Annotated in this window: 15 protein-coding genes; 6 read left to right on the forward strand and 9 right to left on the reverse strand. The window is 75.3% G+C overall.

Annotated features, from left to right (window positions below; genetic code table 11):
• Positions 1 to 22 precede the first annotated feature (22 nt).
• The gene (locus tag V6U88_RS00275; protein ID WP_334448852.1) at positions 23 to 1,282 is read left to right on the forward strand and encodes an ROK family protein; all 1,260 of its coding nucleotides are present in this window, start codon (positions 23 to 25) and stop codon (positions 1,280 to 1,282) included.
• A 129-nt stretch (positions 1,283 to 1,411) separates the two neighbouring features.
• Positions 1,412 to 3,088, forward strand: a complete 1,677-nt coding sequence (locus V6U88_RS00280; RefSeq protein ID WP_334448854.1) for a PP2C family protein-serine/threonine phosphatase — start codon at positions 1,412 to 1,414, stop codon at positions 3,086 to 3,088.
• 55 nt (positions 3,089 to 3,143) lie between these two features.
• Here the strand turns inward: V6U88_RS00280 and V6U88_RS00285 are convergent, their stop codons facing one another.
• Positions 3,144 to 3,650 carry a MarR family winged helix-turn-helix transcriptional regulator gene (locus V6U88_RS00285; protein ID WP_334448856.1) on the reverse strand — a complete coding sequence of 169 codons (507 nt, stop codon included), beginning with the start codon at positions 3,648 to 3,650 and terminating at the stop codon, positions 3,144 to 3,146.
• Between the two features lie 97 nt (positions 3,651 to 3,747).
• Between V6U88_RS00285 and V6U88_RS00290 the strand changes: the two genes are divergently transcribed.
• Positions 3,748 to 4,878 carry a PP2C family protein-serine/threonine phosphatase gene (locus tag V6U88_RS00290; RefSeq protein WP_334448858.1) on the forward strand — a complete coding sequence of 377 codons (1,131 nt, stop codon included), beginning with the start codon at positions 3,748 to 3,750 and terminating at the stop codon, positions 4,876 to 4,878.
• Positions 4,879 to 4,891: 13 nt separating this feature from the next.
• On the opposite strand, the gene V6U88_RS00295 is transcribed toward V6U88_RS00290, so the two are convergent.
• The 8 genes from V6U88_RS00295 to V6U88_RS00330 all read right to left on the reverse strand — a co-directional run bounded on the left by V6U88_RS00295 (position 4,892) and on the right by V6U88_RS00330 (position 13,805).
• Positions 4,892 to 6,376, reverse strand: coding sequence for a sugar transferase (locus tag V6U88_RS00295; RefSeq protein ID WP_442934545.1), 1,485 nt, complete (start codon positions 6,374 to 6,376; stop codon positions 4,892 to 4,894).
• A 217-nt stretch (positions 6,377 to 6,593) separates the two neighbouring features.
• A complete protein-coding gene (locus V6U88_RS00300; protein WP_334448859.1) occupies positions 6,594 to 8,333 on the reverse strand; it encodes a substrate-binding domain-containing protein in 1,740 nt (579 codons plus the stop codon).
• A 164-nt stretch (positions 8,334 to 8,497) separates the two neighbouring features.
• Positions 8,498 to 9,529 carry a lactonase family protein gene (locus V6U88_RS00305; RefSeq protein ID WP_334448862.1) on the reverse strand — a complete coding sequence of 344 codons (1,032 nt, stop codon included), beginning with the start codon at positions 9,527 to 9,529 and terminating at the stop codon, positions 8,498 to 8,500.
• Positions 9,530 to 9,676: 147 nt separating this feature from the next.
• A complete protein-coding gene (locus V6U88_RS00310) occupies positions 9,677 to 10,279 on the reverse strand; it encodes a GTP-binding protein (protein WP_334448864.1) in 603 nt (200 codons plus the stop codon).
• Complete coding sequence (locus tag V6U88_RS00315) at positions 10,260 to 10,646, reverse strand: DUF742 domain-containing protein (protein ID WP_334448867.1); 387 nt, start codon at positions 10,644 to 10,646, stop codon at positions 10,260 to 10,262. The genes V6U88_RS00310 and V6U88_RS00315 overlap by 20 nt, the downstream gene beginning before the upstream one ends.
• Positions 10,636 to 11,058 carry a roadblock/LC7 domain-containing protein gene (locus V6U88_RS00320; protein WP_334448869.1) on the reverse strand — a complete coding sequence of 141 codons (423 nt, stop codon included), beginning with the start codon at positions 11,056 to 11,058 and terminating at the stop codon, positions 10,636 to 10,638. The genes V6U88_RS00315 and V6U88_RS00320 overlap by 11 nt, the downstream gene beginning before the upstream one ends.
• Entirely contained in the window at positions 11,058 to 13,409 is a 2,352-nt protein-coding gene (locus tag V6U88_RS00325; protein WP_334448871.1) for a sensor histidine kinase, read from the reverse strand. Before V6U88_RS00325 ends, V6U88_RS00320 begins: the two co-directional genes overlap by 1 nt.
• A gap of 240 nt (positions 13,410 to 13,649) precedes the next feature.
• Positions 13,650 to 13,805 carry a catalase-related domain-containing protein gene (locus V6U88_RS00330; protein WP_334448873.1) on the reverse strand — a complete coding sequence of 52 codons (156 nt, stop codon included), beginning with the start codon at positions 13,803 to 13,805 and terminating at the stop codon, positions 13,650 to 13,652.
• 325 nt (positions 13,806 to 14,130) lie between these two features.
• On the opposite strand from V6U88_RS00330, the gene V6U88_RS00335 reads away from it, so the two are divergent.
• The 3 genes from V6U88_RS00335 to V6U88_RS00345 all read left to right on the forward strand — a co-directional run bounded on the left by V6U88_RS00335 (position 14,131) and on the right by V6U88_RS00345 (position 16,240).
• Positions 14,131 to 14,724 carry a hypothetical protein gene (locus V6U88_RS00335; RefSeq protein ID WP_334448874.1) on the forward strand — a complete coding sequence of 198 codons (594 nt, stop codon included), beginning with the start codon at positions 14,131 to 14,133 and terminating at the stop codon, positions 14,722 to 14,724.
• A gap of 10 nt (positions 14,725 to 14,734) precedes the next feature.
• The gene (locus V6U88_RS30205) at positions 14,735 to 15,718 is read left to right on the forward strand and encodes a hypothetical protein (protein ID WP_442934546.1); all 984 of its coding nucleotides are present in this window, start codon (positions 14,735 to 14,737) and stop codon (positions 15,716 to 15,718) included.
• Between the two features lie 138 nt (positions 15,719 to 15,856).
• A complete protein-coding gene (locus tag V6U88_RS00345) occupies positions 15,857 to 16,240 on the forward strand; it encodes a hypothetical protein (RefSeq protein WP_334448875.1) in 384 nt (127 codons plus the stop codon).
• Positions 16,241 to 16,382: the final 142 nt, after the last annotated feature.

Below are 16,382 nucleotides of genomic sequence, written 5' to 3' on the forward strand. Positions count from 1 at the left end.
ATTAGTTCAGTGGATGGATTAAATGACCGCGCTGTGGCACTGTCAAGGGGTGACCAGCACCAGCACCGCGGGCGCGGTCCGGCAGGGCAGCCTGCGCGAGCTCAACCTCGCCGTGGTGCTCGGGCGGATCGCCGCCGCCGACCAGCCACCGTCGCGGGCCGGCATCGCCGACCAGACCGGCCTCACCCGGGCGACCGTCTCGGCGGTGGTGGACGACCTGATCACCGGCCGCCTGGTCGCCGAGGCCGACCCCACGCCGCGCGGCGGGGCCGGCCGACCCGCCCGCGGGCTGCGGCTCGCCACCGACGGCCCGGCCGGGCTGGGGCTGGAGATCAACGTCGACTACCTCGCCGCCTGCGTGGTCGACCTGGCCGGCACCGTCCGGCACCACGAGGTACGCCGGGCCGACCTGCGCCCGGTCACCCCCGCCGACGCGCTGGCCCGGCTGGCCGAGCTGGCCGGGCGGGCCCGCGCCGCCGCCGCGCGGCAGGGACTCACCCTGGCCGGGGCGACGCTGGCCGTGCCCGGGCTGGTCGACGCCCACGGCCTGGTCCGGCTCGCGCCGAACCTCGGCTGGCGCGACGTCGACGTCCCGGGGCTGCTCGCCGCCCATCCCCCGCTCGCCGGGCCGGTCGACGAGGTGCCCGCGCTGGTGGTCGACAACGAGGCCAACCTGGCCGCCCTCGGCGAGCTGCACGCCGGGCCCGCGACGGCCAGCTTCCTGCACGTCTCGGGCGAGATCGGCATCGGCGCCGGGATCGTGCTCGACGGTGCGCTGTTCCGGGGCGCCCGGGGCTGGAGCGGTGAACTGGGCCACGTGCCGGTCGACCCGGACGGGCCGCGGTGCCGCTGCGGCGCGCGGGGCTGCCTGGAGACGTACGCCGGTCAGGAGGCCGTCCTCGGCGCGGCCGGACTCTCCGGGGCGGACCTGCCGGCCGACACGGCGGCACGCCGGCTGGCCGACCTCGCCACCGAGGGCGACCCGGCCACCCTCGACGCGCTGCGCGCGGCCGGCACCGCCCTCGGGGTGGCCGTCGCCGGCGTGGTCAACCTGCTGGACCTGGACACCGTGGTGCTCGGGGGCGGATACGCCACCCTCGCGCCCTGGTTGCGCCCGCCGGTGGAAGCCGAGCTGACCGACCGGGTGCTCACCGCCGCCTGGTCGCCGGTCACGGTGCGCGCGGCGGCGCTCGGCCCGGCGTCGGCGGCCGTCGGCGGAGCCGGGTCCGTGGTCCGCCGGATCATCGCCCGGCCGTCCGGTTGGCTCGCCGGCCGGCCGTGAGCCGACCTTCCTCGACGGGCGTCCCCCGGTTCGCCTCGGTACCCTTTCCCTGAGGCAACTGTTCCCGTCCGAGGAGTCCACTACCAGCATGCGCACAGGTCGACAGGCCGAGGCGCCCGGCGACCGGCGGTGACGACGACCCACGACGGCGGGCACGCCGGGCCGGTGACCGACGGGGGGCAGCCGTCCCCCGCGCGGCGCCGACCCTGCTCCGACGCGCCGCTGCCCGCCGACTCCCGGCTCGCCCGCGAGCTGCTGGACGGCCTCGCGGAGGCGGTGGTCACCACCGACCACGCCGGCGTCGTCACGCTGGTCAACGCGACGGCGGGCGAACTCCTGCCCGAGCTGACCCCCGGGACCGACCTCGCGCTCTGCCCGGTGCCGGCGCTGGCCAGCGCCGTCGGGCAAGGGGCCGAGACCTTCGACACCGAGCACCGTGGCCGCCGGCTGCGCGGGGTCTGCCGCCGGCTGGCCGCCGGCCGCTGTGCCTGGTACGTCCGCGACGTCACCGAGGAACAGGCCCGCAGCGAGGCTCTCCTCGCCGAACGGTCCCGCACCGCCTTCCTCGCCCAGGCCGGCAGCCGGCTCGGCCTCTCCCTGCACCGTGACCAGACGCTGCGGGCCACCGCCACCCTGCCGGTGCCGTACCTGGCCGACGCCGCGCTGATCGTCCACCACCCGCCGCCGCCCGTCGCCGCCCTGCCGCACTGGGTCCGCTACGCCGAGGGCGACGCCGCCCCGGTCACCGGGATCGGCTCCCCGAAGCTGACCGGCTCCGTCCCCGGCCTCGCCGAGGCGCTCGACGGCGAGGCCACCGACCCGAGCCCCTGGCTCGACGCCGCGCCGGCCGACCTGGCCGAGGTGCTGCCCGCCTCCTTCGGCCGCCCCGGCACGATGCTGATCAGCCCGATGCTCAGCGCCGGCGGGCCGGCCGGCGCCCTGATCCTCATCCGGTGGGCCGAGCGCGCGGGCTTCGACCAACGCGACGTCGAGCTGGCCCGGGAGTTCGCCGCCCGCGCGGGCGCGTCGCTCGCCGCCGCCCAGCTCTACGGCGAGCAGGCCCACCTGGCCCGGGTGCTGCAGCACAGCCTCCTCCCGCCGGAGCTGCCGCCGCTGCCCGGGCTCGCCCTCGCCGGCGGCTACCGGGCCGCCGGGGACGGCCTGCGCATCGGCGGCGACTTCTACGAGGTGTTCCGCACCGAGCGGGGCGCGATGTTCGCCCTCGGCGACGTCTGCGGCAAGGGCGTCGGCGCGGCCGTGCTCACCGGCCGGGTACGCCAGTCGTTGCAGACGCTCCGCCTGGTCGAGCAGCGTCCCCTGGAGTTGATGCGACTGCTCAACCGGGCGCTCTTCGACGCCCCGGACGGCGCCCGGCGGGCCCAGTTCACCACCCTGCTGCTCGGCACCGTCGAGCCGGAGCCCGACGGCGGCGCGCGGGTGCGCGTCGCTGGTGGGGGGCACCCCGCCCCGCTGCTGCTCCGCGCCGACGGTGACATCAGCCCCGTCCCGGTCGGCGGCATGCCGATCGGCGCGTTCACCACCGCGACGTTCGCCGAGGCCGAGGTGCGACTGGCCCCGGGCGAGCTGCTGCTGGCGTACACCGACGGGGTGACCGAGGCGCGCGGCGGCCCGGCGGCGGTGGAGATGTTCGGCGAGCAGCGGCTGCGTCAGGCGCTCGCCTCGGCGGCGGGGCTGCCGCCGAGCGCCGTGGTCGACCGGCTGCTCCGGCTGGTGGACGAGTGGCTGGACGGGCAGCGCCACGACGACGTCGCCATGCTCGCCGTCTGCGCCGCCGACCGGGCGTGACCGGCGCCGACCCGGTCGGCGTCGAGGCCGGGGCGGGCGCGGCGGACTGCACCGCTCAGGCGGTGCGGGCCACCGACGGGTCGCCGAGCGTGGCGTCCGGCGGCGGGCCGTCCGTGCCCTGCCAGGGCAGCGCCGGCGGCGCCGCCTCCTCCAGGTCGCGGGCGACCCGGTCGAACTCGCGGATCCCCCGCAGCAGGGCCTGCCGGCCCTCACCGGTCATCCCGTCCAGCACGTCGGCCAGCCGCCGCCGGCGGTCCCGGCGCAGCTCGATGAGGAGCCCGCGGGCCTCCGGGGTCAGGTGCAGGGAGATCTCCCGCCGGTCGAGGCGGCCCGGCTCCCGCTCCAGCATGCCGGCCGCCACCAGCCGGTCGCAGAGCCGGCTGGCCGAGGAGAGCAGCATGTCGAGCAGGGTGGCGAGCCGACGGAGGTTGATGCCGTCGTGCCGCTCCACCACCATGACCGCGCGCAGCTGGGCGGCGGAGAGGCGACTGGTCGTACTCTCCCGCGCCGCCTCCCACACGGACAGCAGGGCACCCGCCGCGTCGTCCAACTCGGCGGCCATACTCACTTCTGGTCCCCGAGGACCATGTTCTTCGGCCATGGTGGGGCCGAGACTACCCGGAGTACCTGGTCGTCGGCCCCTGTCAGGAGGAGTGAAGATGAGCGAACCGGACGATCGGGCCCGGCGGGTGCTGGTCGAGGCGCCGGCCGACCTCCTGCTCGACCGGCTCGCCGCCGAACTTGAACGGGCGTTCGGGATCACGGAGAGCGAGCTTTTCCAGGTCGACTACCGCCTCTCGGTGCTGCTGCCGCTCAGCGACGGGGACCCGGTCACCGAGGCCGGCCACCCGGCCTGGCGGTGCTTCGACCACCAGGATCCGGTCCTCGCCGACGGCGTCGCCTGGTTCCCGGTCGGCATGCGCGGCGAACGCCGCGGGGTGCTGCGGCTGGCCCCGGTCGCCGACGACCCCGGCACGGTGGAGGAACTGGCCTCCATCGCCACCGCCCTCGGCCACGAACTCGCCGCCGTCGCTCCCGGCACCGACGTCTACCGGGCGTCCCGTCGGGCCCGCCGGCTCACCCTCGCCGCCGAGATGCAGTGGGAGCTGCTGCCCGGCCGCAGCCGGATCCGCCCGTCGTTCAGTCTCGCCGGGCAGCTGGAGCCGGCGTACGCGGTGCGCGGTGACAGCTTCGACTGGTCCGACGCCGGGCACCGGCTCTGGCTCGCCACGATCAACGGGTCGGGCGAGGGGGTGGCCGCCGCGATGCTCACCACGCTGGCCACCTACGCGCTGCGCAACGCCCGCCGGGGCGGGCTGGGGCTGGCCGACCAGGCCGCCCTGGCCGACCAGGCGATCTACGCCCTGCACCGGGGCGAGCAGCACCTCTCGGTGCTGCTGATGGAGCTGGACCTCGCCTCCGGGAAGCTGACCGTGGTGGACGCCGGCTCGCCCCGCCTGGTGCGGCTGCGCGACGGGGAGATCAGCGAGCAGGTCCTGGAGAAGCAGTTCCCGCTCGGCATGTTCGAGAGCACGGACTACCAGGAGCAGAGTTTCGAGCTGCGCCGGGGCGACCGGCTCTTCGTGCTCAGCGACGGTGTGATCGACGCGACCAGCCAGAACGTCCGGTACGGGGAGACCGCGCTGGACCGCTTCCTGCGCCGTACCGGCCGGATGGAGCCGCTGGACGCGGTCCGGTCGCTCCTCGGCGATCTGCGCGCGTTCGTCGCCGGTGACCTGATCGACGACGCGGTGGTGGTCTGCCTGGACTGGACCGGCCCGCAGCCCTGACCGGCCCCGCCGGTCAGTACGCCCCGCGCCCCCGCAGCACCGCGCCGAAGGTCTTCCAGAGGATGGTCAGGTCGGCGGCGAGCGACCAGTTCTCGACGTAGTACAGGTCGAGCCGGATGCCGTCCTCCCAGCTCAGGTCGGAGCGGCCGCTGACCTGCCAGAGCCCGGTCATGCCGGGTTTGACCAGCAGCCGCCGGGCCACGTCGCCGTCGTAGCGGGCCACCTCGGAGGGGAGCGGCGGCCGGGGGCCGACCAGGCTCATCTGCCCCAGCAGCACGTTGACCAGCTGCGGCAGCTCGTCGAGGGACCACTTGCGCAGCAGCCGCCCGACCCGGGTCACCCGCGGGTCGTCGCGCATCTTGAACATCAGCCCGTCGGTCTCGTTGCGCATGGCCAGCCCGTCGAGCAGCGCGTCGGCGTTGACGACCATGGTGCGGAACTTCAGCACGCCGAACTCGCGGCCGCCCCGCCCGACCCGGGTCTGCCGGAACAGCACCGGCCCCCGGCTGTCCAGCCGGATGGCCAGCGCGACCGCCGCCCCGAGCGGCAGCAGGAGCAGCAGCGCCAGCGCGGCGGCGGCCCGGTCGACGAACTCCTTGACCAGCTTGCGGGCCCCCCGGAACTCGGGCGCCTCCACGTGGATCAGCGGCAGGCCGGCGACCGGCCGGGTGTGGATGCGGGGGCCGGCCACGTCGGTGAGCGCCGGCGCGACCACCAGGTCGATGCCGGTGCCCTCCAACTGCCAGCCGAGCCGGCGCAGCCGGGCCGCGGTCAGCTCGCCGGAGGGGGTGACGGCGACGGTGTCCGCGCCGATCGCGGTGGCCGCCTCTGGGACGCCGCGCAGCGAGCCGACCACCGGCACGTCGCTGAGCCGCTGCGGCACCGGTGCGAGCAGCGCGTCCGGGATGCAGGCGCCGACCACCTGGTAACCGGCGTACGGCTCGCGGCGCAGGGTGTGCACGAGTTCCAGCACGTGGGCGGTGTCGCCGACGACGAGCACCCGGCGGGACCAGCCGGCGCCCCGGTACCGGGCCCGGTGCAGCCGCTTGCGCGCGGCGAACCGGTTGACCTCCAGCGCCACCGTGCCGACGGCGAACGAGATGGCCAGGAAACCCCGGGACACGTCGGCCTCGGCGACGTAGCCGACGATGGCGACGCCGCCGGCCAGCCGCAGGCTCGCCGCGCTCACCCGCCGGTACTCGTCGGCGCCGTAGCCGAGCACCCGGTCGTCGTAGCAGCGCAGCACCCGCAGCGAGAGCAGCCAGGCGAGCACCAGGCCGGGGGCCACCAGCACGTACGGGATCTCGGAGCCGACCGGCACCCGGTCACCGAAGCGGGCGGTGTACCCGGCCAGGACGGCGAGGGAGAGCACGGTGGTGTCGAGCACCACCAGGAGCCGCACGTACGCCCGCTGGTCGGCCCGGGCGACCGGGCCCGCGGGCCGGCCGCTCGGCGCCGGCGGGATCCGTACCGGCGTGGACAGCGTCGCCGAGGTCACCCAGCCTCCCCAGATCGCGTGCAGAGGCTCCGGTCGGCGACCGCCCCTGGACGGGGACGCGACGCCGGAGCGTACCCCGACATCCTGCCTTACAATGATGCTCGCCGATTGATTCGGACGTGTTGCCGTCACTTTGCCGCGCGACCCGGAGGCCGGAAAGGCGAACCGCCGCACCGGAAACTCCCGGTACGGCGGTATTTCCGCGCTGTCCGAAGGCTCAGCGCGGCGCGTTCGGGCGCAGCGCGATCGCCTTCAGGAAGATGTCACCGATCTTGCTCGGGTCCTCGGTGACGAAGGTGCCGCCGCCGGTGACGTTGGTGATCGACTGGAGCTCGGTCTTGGAGACCTCGTTGCCGATGCCGATGATGACCACCTGCACCGGGCGCTCCTGATCGTTGAGCTGCTTGAGCTGGCTGATCAGCGAGGCCTGCGAGACGCCGTTCTTGTCGTCGTTCTTGCCGTCGGTGAAGAGCACCACCGAGTTCACCCGGCCGGGCTCCCAGTCCTGCTGCACCCTCTTGTACGCCTCCAGCACGGTGTCGTACAGACCGGTGTTGCCGCTGGACGGGCTGATCCGGGCGAGGCCCTGCTCCAACTGGCCCCGGTTGGTGGAGAGGGGGTTTATCGGCACGATCTCCTTCCAGTCCCGCGAGCCCACCAGCTCGGTGGAGAAGGTCCAGAGGCCGATCGACCAGGTGTCGTCGAACAGGCCCAGGCCCCGGCTCGCCGCCGCCACCGTCACCTGCTCCCGGGTGGCGCCGTTCGCGGAGGGCACCTTCGCCTTCATCGAGCCGGAGACGTCGATGATGGCGAGCATCCGACCGGACTGGGTGGCGATGGACCAGCCGGAGAGCGCACGGTCTATCGCGAAGGGGTCCAGGCCACCCACGGCACCGACCCCCGCCGGCGCCGCCGTCGACTGACCGCCGGCCGGGCTCGGCGCCCCCTGCGGCGCCTTGAAGCCGTTGCCCCAGTTGCCGTCCGGCGCCCGCAGCGACTGGGCGGCCAACCGGTTCTTGAAACCCTGCGTGGTGAGCAGCTCGAAGAGCACCTTGGCCGCGGACTGCTTGGCCGGCTCGATGCCGGGCAGCACCGCGAACGGGTAGTCCAGCGGCATCGGCGCCGGCTCCAGGTAGAGCGCGGCCAGCGGAATCGGCGGCTTGGTGTTGTTGTACGCGATGACGTCTTCCTCGGACAGCGCGGCGGCACCGAGCCCGCTGGCGATGGCCGTCTGGTCGTTCGAGCGCGGGAAGCGGGCGAGCAGGTCCTGCCGCAGCGCGGAACGGCCGGTGGCCAGCGCCCGCAGCGCACCGGTGGTCGCCTTCTGGGTGTCGCCCCCGGAGGCGCTCGCCGCAGCGGCGAGGGAGAGCAGGCCGGACAGGCCGGCCGCGTCCTGGGTCGGCTCGACGATCCCGGCGCGCAGCCCCTTGCCGGTGCTGACCGCCTTCAGCAGGTCGGTCCAGCCGAGCTTCTTCTCCGGCCAGCCGAAGCGGGAGGCGACCGGCTCCGGCATCGCCACCACCACCGGGCTGCGGGCGACCGAGGCCCCGTTGCCCGGCGCGAAGGCGGTCGCGCCGTTGTTCTTCAGTCGCAGCAGCCAGGTGGAGGAGTCCGGGATCCAGACGTCGGGCGTGACCACCGTGCCGCTGGCCTGGCCGACGCCGGCCAGGGTGGCACCGTGCTTGCTGGCGACCGCGGCGGCCACGTCCACCGGCTCGGAGGCGCTGACGTTCACCGCGATGCAGGTGCCCCCCACCGCCGCGCCGTCCTCGACCCACTGCGCCGAGGCCTTCTCCACCGCCGGCGCGAGCTCTGGAGCGGCGGCCACCGACAGCTGGATCTCGCCCGAGCAGGACGGCCCGGCCAGCTGCTGGTAGCCGAACCAGGTACCCCCGACCACGACGACGAGCGCAGTCGCCGCCGCGGCGGCTCCTGCTCCACGGATACTTGAACGCATGCGATGGCGGCCAGACACGCTGACCATCTTGCGTATCTCGTTCGGATAGTGCCACAACCGTTCGGACGAAAGTTACGCAGGAGAAACAGTTGATCTCACTTTTGCGACAGTGAGTAATCAGTCAGTCTCGCGCCGTCGCCACGATCCACTTCGGAGGGTGTCAATCAGGGCAGGACACAGGTCGGGCTCGGCACCGGCACCGGCTCGCCGAGCGGCTCCGGCACCCCCGAGCCGGGGTCGACCCGGAACACCCGGACCATGTCGGCTCGCTCGTCGGCGACGTAGAGGTGGGCCCCGGTCAGCGCGAAGTGCCGGGGCCACTCGCCCCCGGTGTCGACCTCGGCGATCAGCCGGGGCAGTTCCCCGTCCAGGGCGAGGACGGCGACGGTGCCCACCCCCCGGTTGCCGACGTAGAGGAAACGGCCGTCCGGCCCCACGGCGATCTCGGAGGGCTGGACGTGACCGGTCCGCCCGCTGGCGTCCACCCGCCCCCGCTCGTGCAGCGCCCCCTCCGGCGTCGACTCGTACGCGGTGACCGTCGCGTCCAGTTCGCCGGCCAGCCACCAGCGCCGCCCGTCGGGATGGCGGGCCAGGTGGCGGGGCCCGGTCCCGTCGGCGGTGCGGATCCGGGGCGCGCGGGGCACCAGCCGGCCCGCGTCGGCGTCCAGGTCGTACCGGTAGACGGAGTCGGTGCCGAGGTCGACGGCGAGCAGCGGCCCGCCCGCCGGGTCCGGGGAGACCATGTGGCAGTGCGCCTTCTCCTGGCGCTCGGGGTCGGGCCCGTGCCCCTGGTGCACGACCAGGTCGCTGCGCTCGGCGGGCACTCCCCGCTCGTCCAGCGGGAGGACCGCCACGCTGCCGCCGCCGTAGTTGGCCACGAAGAGGTGCCGCCCGTCGGGCGCGACCGCCAGGTGGCAGGGATCGGCCCCGCCGGTCGACCGGACGGCCAGCGGGGTCAGCTCGCCGTCGGCGCCCACCCCGAAGGCGCTGACCTGCCCCTGGGGCAGTTCGTTCACCGCGTACAGGACCGGCAGGCCGGGATGCCGGACGAGGAAGGAGGGCGAATCGGTCACCGCGACGGTGCCGAGCGGGGTGAGTTCCCCCGAGTCGGGGTCCCGGCGGGCGGCGACGATGCCGTCCCCCCGCCCGCCGCTCGCCGCCGTGTAGCCGCCGATGTGGACGATCGTGTTCGTCACCGGTACACCCTCCGCCGCTCTTGTCGTCGATCCAACCAGAGGCTTCCCGGCCGACCCGGGCGTTAGCCCTGTTTCCGGAATTCCCGCCGGCGGAGTGCCGGCGGCGGGGCGGTGCGGTCGCACCGTCCCGCCGTCGCCGGCCACGGGTCAGGCGACCGGGACCGGCTCGCCGCGCTGCCGGGCCACGTGCTCGACCAGGGAGATCAGCACCAGCTTGGCGGACTGCCGGTCCCGGGCGTCGCAGAGCACCACCGGCACGTCCGGGTCGATGTCCAGCGCCTGGCGCACCGCCTCGATGCCGAACCGGCGGGAGCCGTCGAAGCAGTTCACCCCGACCACGAACGGGACGCCCCGCTGCTCGAAGTAGTCGATCGACGGGAAGCAGTCGGCCAGCCGCCGGGTGTCGGCGAGCACCACCGCGCCGAGCGCGCCGAAGGCCAGCTCGTCCCAGAGGAACCAGAAGCGGTCCTGCCCGGGCGTGCCGAAGAGGTAGACCTGAAGGTCCTCGTTGATCGTGATCCGGCCGAAGTCCATCGCCACGGTGGTGGTCGACTTCGTCTCCACCCCGGAGAGGTCGTCGGTGCCGACGCCGGCCCCGGTCAGCACCTCCTCGGTCTGCAACGGTCGGACCTCGCTCAACGCGCTGACCAACGTCGTCTTGCCCGCGCCGAAGCCCCCGGCGATCAGGATCTTGAGAGCCAGCGGCAACCGGGGCTCGGAGGAGCCCCGGTCAGAGCGCACGTAGTCCACTGACCACCGCCTTGAGGATGTCGTTGTCGGGAATGCCGGCGGCCGGCGGCTCGTGCACCGAGACCAGGCCCCGGGTGAGCAGGTCGCCGAGGAGGACCCGGACCACGCCCACCGCGAGGTCCAGGTCGGCGGCGAGGTCCGCCACCGCGACGGGGCGCCGGGCCAGCTCGACCAGGCGCCGGTGCTCCGGCTGGAGCCCGGACTGGCCGGACGGGTCCGCGCCCGCGCCGGCCAGCACGAACGCGACCAGGTCGAAGCCGTCGACGGCGGGCCGCACCCGGCCGCCGGTGAGGGTGTACGGACGGACCACCGGGCCGGCCGCGGCGTCCAGCCACTCGTGCTGGGCACCCGGCGGCTCAGCCCGCATCGACGGCCCCCACCGTCGCGCGGGCGGGCGCGGCGAGGTTCTCCCCGACCCGGATGACCAACATCGCCATCTCGTACGCCACCAGGCCGATGTCCGCGTCGGCGGCGCTGACCACCGCCAGGCACGCGCCCTGGCCGGCGGCCGTCACGAACAGGTACGCGGACTCCATCTCCACCACGGTCTGCCGCACCCCGCCACCGGCGAGGTGCCGGCTGGCACCCTTGGCCAGGCTGGAGAAGCCGGAGGCCAGGGCACAGAGGTGCTCGGCGTCGGTGCGGTCCAGCTCGGCGGAGGCGCCGAGCAGCAGCCCGTCCGCGGAGAGCACCACGGCCTCCCGGGCAGCCGGTACGCGGTCGACCAACTCGTCGAGCAACCAGCCGAGGTCGACGTTCTGCCTCGTCGTGTCCACCACTAGGCGTCCCTCTCAGTCGCGGTCGGGGAATCGGGGGAAGCCGCCACGGCATCCGGCGGCGGGGGCGGCGCGGGCGGGCCGCCCCGCCCCTCGGCACGGCCGCCGGCCGGGGCGGGCACGGCGTCGTCGGATCGCCCCGGCGGCACGGCACGGATCGCACCGTCGCGCCGACCCCGTGCCGTGCCGGCCTGGAGCGCGGACATCTGCCGGCGTACCTCGTCCGGGGAGCGGACGGCCGGCTCGGCGACCTGCGGGCGGGGGCGGACCGTCGGGCCCCGCCGGCGGACCCGGCGGGGCAGGCCGTCCCCGTCGGGAGCGGCCTCCACCGAGGAGGCGCGGGCCGGGGCGAACGGCAGCACGGTCTGCTGGGCTCGGTCCCGCCCGGCGCGGGTGGAGCGGGGCCGGGGCAGGGTGGCCAGCCGGGTGATCGATGCGGCCGGCCGGCCCGCGGTGACCGGCAGGGCCGGCGGCTCGTCGGTGACCAGGTCGGCCGGGACGAGGACCACGGCGGTCACCCCGCCGGGCACCTCGGAGCGCAGGGTGACCCGGACGCCGTGCCGGGCGGCGAGCCGGGACACCACGAACAGGCCGAGCCGGGCGCTGTCGGCCGGGTCGAACTCGGGCGGCCGGGCGAGCCGGCGGTTGGCGTTCTCCACCGCCTGCGGGTTCATGCCCAAGCCGTGGTCGGTGATCTCCACGACGTAGCCGCGGGGCACCTGCTGGCCGGAGACCTCGACCCGGGTCTCCGGCGGGGAGAAGGCGGTGGCGTTCTCGATCAGCTCGGCGAGCAGGTGGATGACGTCCGCGACGGCCCGGCCGACCACCCCGGCGGGCTGCACCGTCCCGATGTCCACCCGGTCGTACGCCTCGACCTCGGAGACCGCGCCGCGCACCACGTCCAGCAGGGCCACCGGCTGCCGCCAGCCGCGCCCCGGGGCCGCACCGGCGAGGATGACCAGGTCCTCGGCGTGCCGGCGCAGCCGGGTGGCCAGGTGGTCGACCCGGAACAGCTCGGCCAGCTCGTCCGGGTCCTCGGCGCGCCGTTCCATCCGGTCCAGCAGGGCCAGCTGGCGGTGCACCAGCCCCTGGCTGCGCCGAGCGATGTTCAGGAACACCTCGTTGAGACCGCGGCGCAGGGTGACCTCGTCGACCGCCGCGCGGACGGCCGTCCGCCGGACCTCGTTGAAGGCGCGCCCGACCTCGCCGATCTCGTCGGCGCCGTACTCCAGCGGCGGCGCCTCCCGGGCCACGTCCACCTGCTCGCCGCGGCGCAGCCGGGCCACCACGTCGGGCAGCCGCTGCTCGGCCATCTCCAGCGCGGCGCTGCGCACGCCGGTCAGCCGGCGGGCCAGGGTGCGCCCGACCCGGACGGCGACCAGCAGCGACACCACGATCGCGGCCAGGCCGAGCAGCCCGGCGACGGCGAGCCGGACCAGGATGCCGACGGCCACCGGCACGGACCGCTCGGCCAGCCCGTCGGCCTGGTTCAGCTCGAAGTCGCGCAGCGCCTGCTGGACGGCGTCGTGACTGGTCTGCCACGTACGGGCGTCCACCGGCGGGCGGGCAGCCGGGTCCGCCCGCAGCAGCCCCTCCTGCATGGTGCGCAGCTGGACGAAGGCGGGGGCCTCGGTCAGCCGCTGGTAGGCGCTGCGGGCCTCTGACGGCAGGTCGGCCACGGCCGTGTCGACCAGGAACCGCTCGTTGCCGATGGTCTGCGTCAACAGCAGGTGCTCGCCGTCGGCGAGGCGGCCACCGACGAGCGCGCCGGCCACCAGCGCGTCGGCCTGGCCGAGCAGGTCGCGGGAGCGGCCGAGCGCGGTGAGGGCCAGCGCCTGCCGGTTGAGTTCCGGGTCGGGCAGCGCGGCCATCGCCGCGAAAGCCTGGAAGGCGAAGGAGACCATGCCGCTGTAGAGGCCGACGGCGCCGGCCCGGTCGACCTGCCGGCGGTCGATGAAGCCCCGTCCGGCCGGCAGCGCGTCGAGGGCGGCGGACAACTTGTCGAGCCGGGCGTCGAGCAGGGCGTCGGCCGCGTCGCGCAGCTTCTCCCCGCCGATCCGCCGGCGCAGCTCGGCGACCGCCGCGTCGGTGCGGCGGCGCTGGTCGGTCAGGGCCGGCAGGGCCGTCGGGCCGGCGAGCTGCACCACCGACAGGCGGCGTTCGCGTTGCAGCTCGGCGACCACCGCCTCGCCCGGACGGCCCAGGTCGTAGAGGAGGGTCCGCGCGGAGAGCAGGTCCAGCGCCGGGCCGAAGGTCAGCGTGGTGGCGAAGATCCAGAGTGCGAGCAGGGCGGCCACCGGGGTGACGACCAGGGCGGTCAGCTTGGCGCGGATCGGCCAGTCGCGGGTGTCCATGAGTCCTCGCCCGAAGGGGTGGCAGCGGTGGCGCCGACACCGGCCGGGCAGCGTCCCGGGCGCGCCGGGCACCGGCTCGGGCGCCTTGGGCAGGATACGTAATCCGGGGCCGTAGCACTACCGTCCGTCTCGGACGTCATTACCAATCCGTTGTGGACCGTCCGGACGGCGACCCCTGCCGCCGCAACGGCGGACGCCCCGTCGGGGAGTTGGCGGGGCGTCGCGTCGCGAGCGGGACGGTCAATGGGTTGCGGAGATGCCGAGGCCCTCGGCGACCCGCCGGCCGTAGTCCTCGTCGCACTGGCTGAAGTGCCGGACCATTCTCTCCTGGATGTGCTTGTCGCACTGGGCCAGGTCGGGGCAGCGCCCCCAGTAGGTGAACTCGGCGAACTCCATCGGGAAGGCGGCGGCCGAGGGGTCGAGGCAGGGCCCGCGGGCCGGGCTCCGGTCGGTGTCGGTGATCGCTGCGCACTCGCGGCTGACCAGGTGGTCGTGGTCGTCGCCGCCGCGCTCGTACCGCGCCGGACCGCCCGGAGGCGTTCGGCGTCGGGGTGGACCGGCATCACCCCACCCAAGCCCGTTTTCTGGAATGAGTCAGGTTTTGGCGGCGGGTTGCCCTGTGGGGCTCGCCATGCCCGGTCGGGAATGGCGCAGGAAAGTGCCCGGGATGGGGATTGGCGGCCAGTATGCCGAGGGAATACCAGGTGGCGAAGGAGGAGCCATGTCGCCCACGCAGGTAATCGTTGCGGTTCTCGTCGTACTGGTGGTCGCCGCGCTGGTCGCCGCGGCCGTCGTGGCCGGTCGCCGGCGCGCCCTCAAGCGCCGCTTCGGCCCCGAGTACGACCGGGTCGTCGCGGAGCAGGACAGCCGCGGCGCCGCCGAGCGGGAGCTGCGCGACCGGGAACGCCGGCACGCCCAGCTCGAACTCACCCCGCTGGACCCCGCGTCCCGGGCCCGGTACGCCGCCGCCTGGGAGGAACTCCAGGTCCGCTTCGTCGACTCCCCCGGCGAGACCGTGGGCGACGCCGACGAGCTGGTCAGCCGGCTGATCGCCGAGCGGGGCTACCCCACCGGGGACTTCTCGGACCAGATCGCCCACCTCTCCGTCGACCACGCCCGCACCCTCACCCACTACCGCGACGCGCACGAGATCCGGATGCGCAACGAGCGCGGTGAGGCCAGCACCGAGGAACTCCGCCAGGCCGTCGTGCACTACCGGGCCCTCTTCGCCGAACTGCTCGGCGAGGAGCCGGTCGGGCACCGGCCGCCGGAGCAGCGCCATCCGGACAGCCCGCACGACGTCACGAGCCGCTGAGGAGACGACGATGCGCCAGGAAGAGCAGCAGGGCAGCACCGACCACCCGGAGGCGGTCCGCTCCGCCCCGGTGCCGGTCCCCGCGCCGGACGCCGTACCCCGGAACACCCGGGACGGCCGGGACGGCCGGGACGGCCGGGCGGACATCCCCGACGACGTGCTGGACGAGCGGGGCACCTTCGACGACCCACGGGCGACCGCCGGCCCGCCCGCCGACGACCTCGACGACACCCGCCCCTACGACGTGCGCAACGACCGCGACGAGCGGCCGGAGTTCCACGAGCCGGGCCCGCTGCCGACCGTCTTCGGGGCAGCCTCCGTGGGCGACGCGGTCGCCGCGTCGGCGCTGGCCGGCGGCCGTCCCGAGGACGAGCGGGACGCCCGGCTGGAGGACACCGTGGCGCCGGGTGACGGCGCGCCCGGGCGGACCGAGCCCTTCGACGACGAGCGGGCAGACCCGACCGCCGCCGACCGGATCCACGACCGGCAACGGTGGCGGGACGAGCACCCTGCGGGCACCCCGTCCGGGGGACGCTCCGACGCGCCGGTGGCCGGCGCCGCCGGGTACGGCAGCGCCGAGCCGACCATGGTCGACCCGGACGCGGAGGCCCCGGGGGGCGGCGCGGCGGCTGCGGCGGCCGGCGTCGGCGCGGCCGGGGTGACCGGAGCCGGGGCGGCGTCGGTCGCCGAGGCGGCCCGACCGACCGGCGCGAACGTGCCCACGCACGCGGCGACGCTGTTCGAGGCGGACGCGGCGCAGGGCTTCCGGGACCGCTGGCGGGAGGTGCAGCTGCGCTTCGTGGACGACCCCAAGGCGGCCGTCGGCGAGGCCCAGTCGCTGGTCGAGGAGGCGATCCAGGCGCTCTCCGACGCGCTCGCCGCGCAGAAGGAGAAGCTCAGCGGCTGGCAGACCGCCGGCTCGGCGGACACCGAGCAGCTGCGGGTGGCCGTGCGCCAGTACCGCGACTTCCTGGACCGGGTCCTCGGTCGCTGACCCTCGCCGCGCGCCCCGGCCGGATCTCCGGCCGGGGCGTTCGCGTGCGTACCGGAAGGCGTGACCTCCGCCGGCATGGGCCAGCCTCAGCGGGGTACGCGAGATCAGGGAACGCGCCTGGGACAGGAGGTCAGCACCATGACGGATCGTGACCCGAACCGCCGACCGCTGGAGGAGAGCCCGGAGGTGGCCGCCGCGGTCGACGACGAGACCACCGTGCCGCAGTTGGCCACCGGGGGCGGCCCCGACCGGGACAACCCGTCCTTCACCGAGCCCGCCGGCCGGACGGGCGACGCGTCGACCGAGGACCTGCTCGGCGACCCGTACGCGGCCGGCACCGGGGCGACCGGGACCGGCACGGGCGCCGGTGGGGCCAACATCCGCACCGGCGCCGAGCAGCCCTGGGAGCCGGAGGACCTGGTGATGGCCCGCGGGCAGGACATGACCCCGCACAACCTCGAGCGGGCCCGCCGCGACCTGGCCGAGATGGGCCAGGCCGCCATCGAGAGGACCGTTCCCTGACCGTCGCCGCCGGGCGGGCACCCGCCCGGGCGGCGGCGACGGCGGGGGCCCCTGGCCCGACCGGAGTGACCGGTCGGGCCAGGGGCCCGTGGGAACCCGCTGCGGCAGTGCCTCACTCCCACCGCGGCGGGTGGGCCGTCCG

This window comes from Micromonospora sp. CPCC 205739 (assembly GCF_036906795.1).
Taxonomy (GTDB): Bacteria; Actinomycetota; Actinomycetes; order Mycobacteriales; family Micromonosporaceae; genus Micromonospora.

Bases quoted from the DNA above. Each gene is read 5' to 3' on its own strand.
- V6U88_RS00275 (WP_334448852.1), top strand. From the start codon at position 23: ATGACCGCGCTGTGGCACTGTCAAGGGGTGACCAGCACCAGCACCGCG.
- V6U88_RS00285 (WP_334448856.1), bottom strand. From the start codon at position 3,650: ATGGCCGCCGAGTTGGACGACGCGGCGGGTGCCCTGCTGTCCGTGTGG.
- V6U88_RS00290 (WP_334448858.1), top strand. From the start codon at position 3,748: ATGAGCGAACCGGACGATCGGGCCCGGCGGGTGCTGGTCGAGGCGCCG.
- V6U88_RS00300 (WP_334448859.1), bottom strand. From the start codon at position 8,333: ATGCGTTCAAGTATCCGTGGAGCAGGAGCCGCCGCGGCGGCGACTGCG.
- V6U88_RS00315 (WP_334448867.1), bottom strand. From the start codon at position 10,646: ATGCGGGCTGAGCCGCCGGGTGCCCAGCACGAGTGGCTGGACGCCGCG.
- V6U88_RS00325 (WP_334448871.1), bottom strand. From the start codon at position 13,409: ATGGACACCCGCGACTGGCCGATCCGCGCCAAGCTGACCGCCCTGGTC.
- V6U88_RS00330 (WP_334448873.1), bottom strand. From the start codon at position 13,805: ATGGAGTTCGCCGAGTTCACCTACTGGGGGCGCTGCCCCGACCTGGCC.
- V6U88_RS00335 (WP_334448874.1), top strand. From the start codon at position 14,131: ATGTCGCCCACGCAGGTAATCGTTGCGGTTCTCGTCGTACTGGTGGTC.
- V6U88_RS30205 (WP_442934546.1), top strand. From the start codon at position 14,735: ATGCGCCAGGAAGAGCAGCAGGGCAGCACCGACCACCCGGAGGCGGTC.
- V6U88_RS00345 (WP_334448875.1), top strand. From the start codon at position 15,857: ATGACGGATCGTGACCCGAACCGCCGACCGCTGGAGGAGAGCCCGGAG.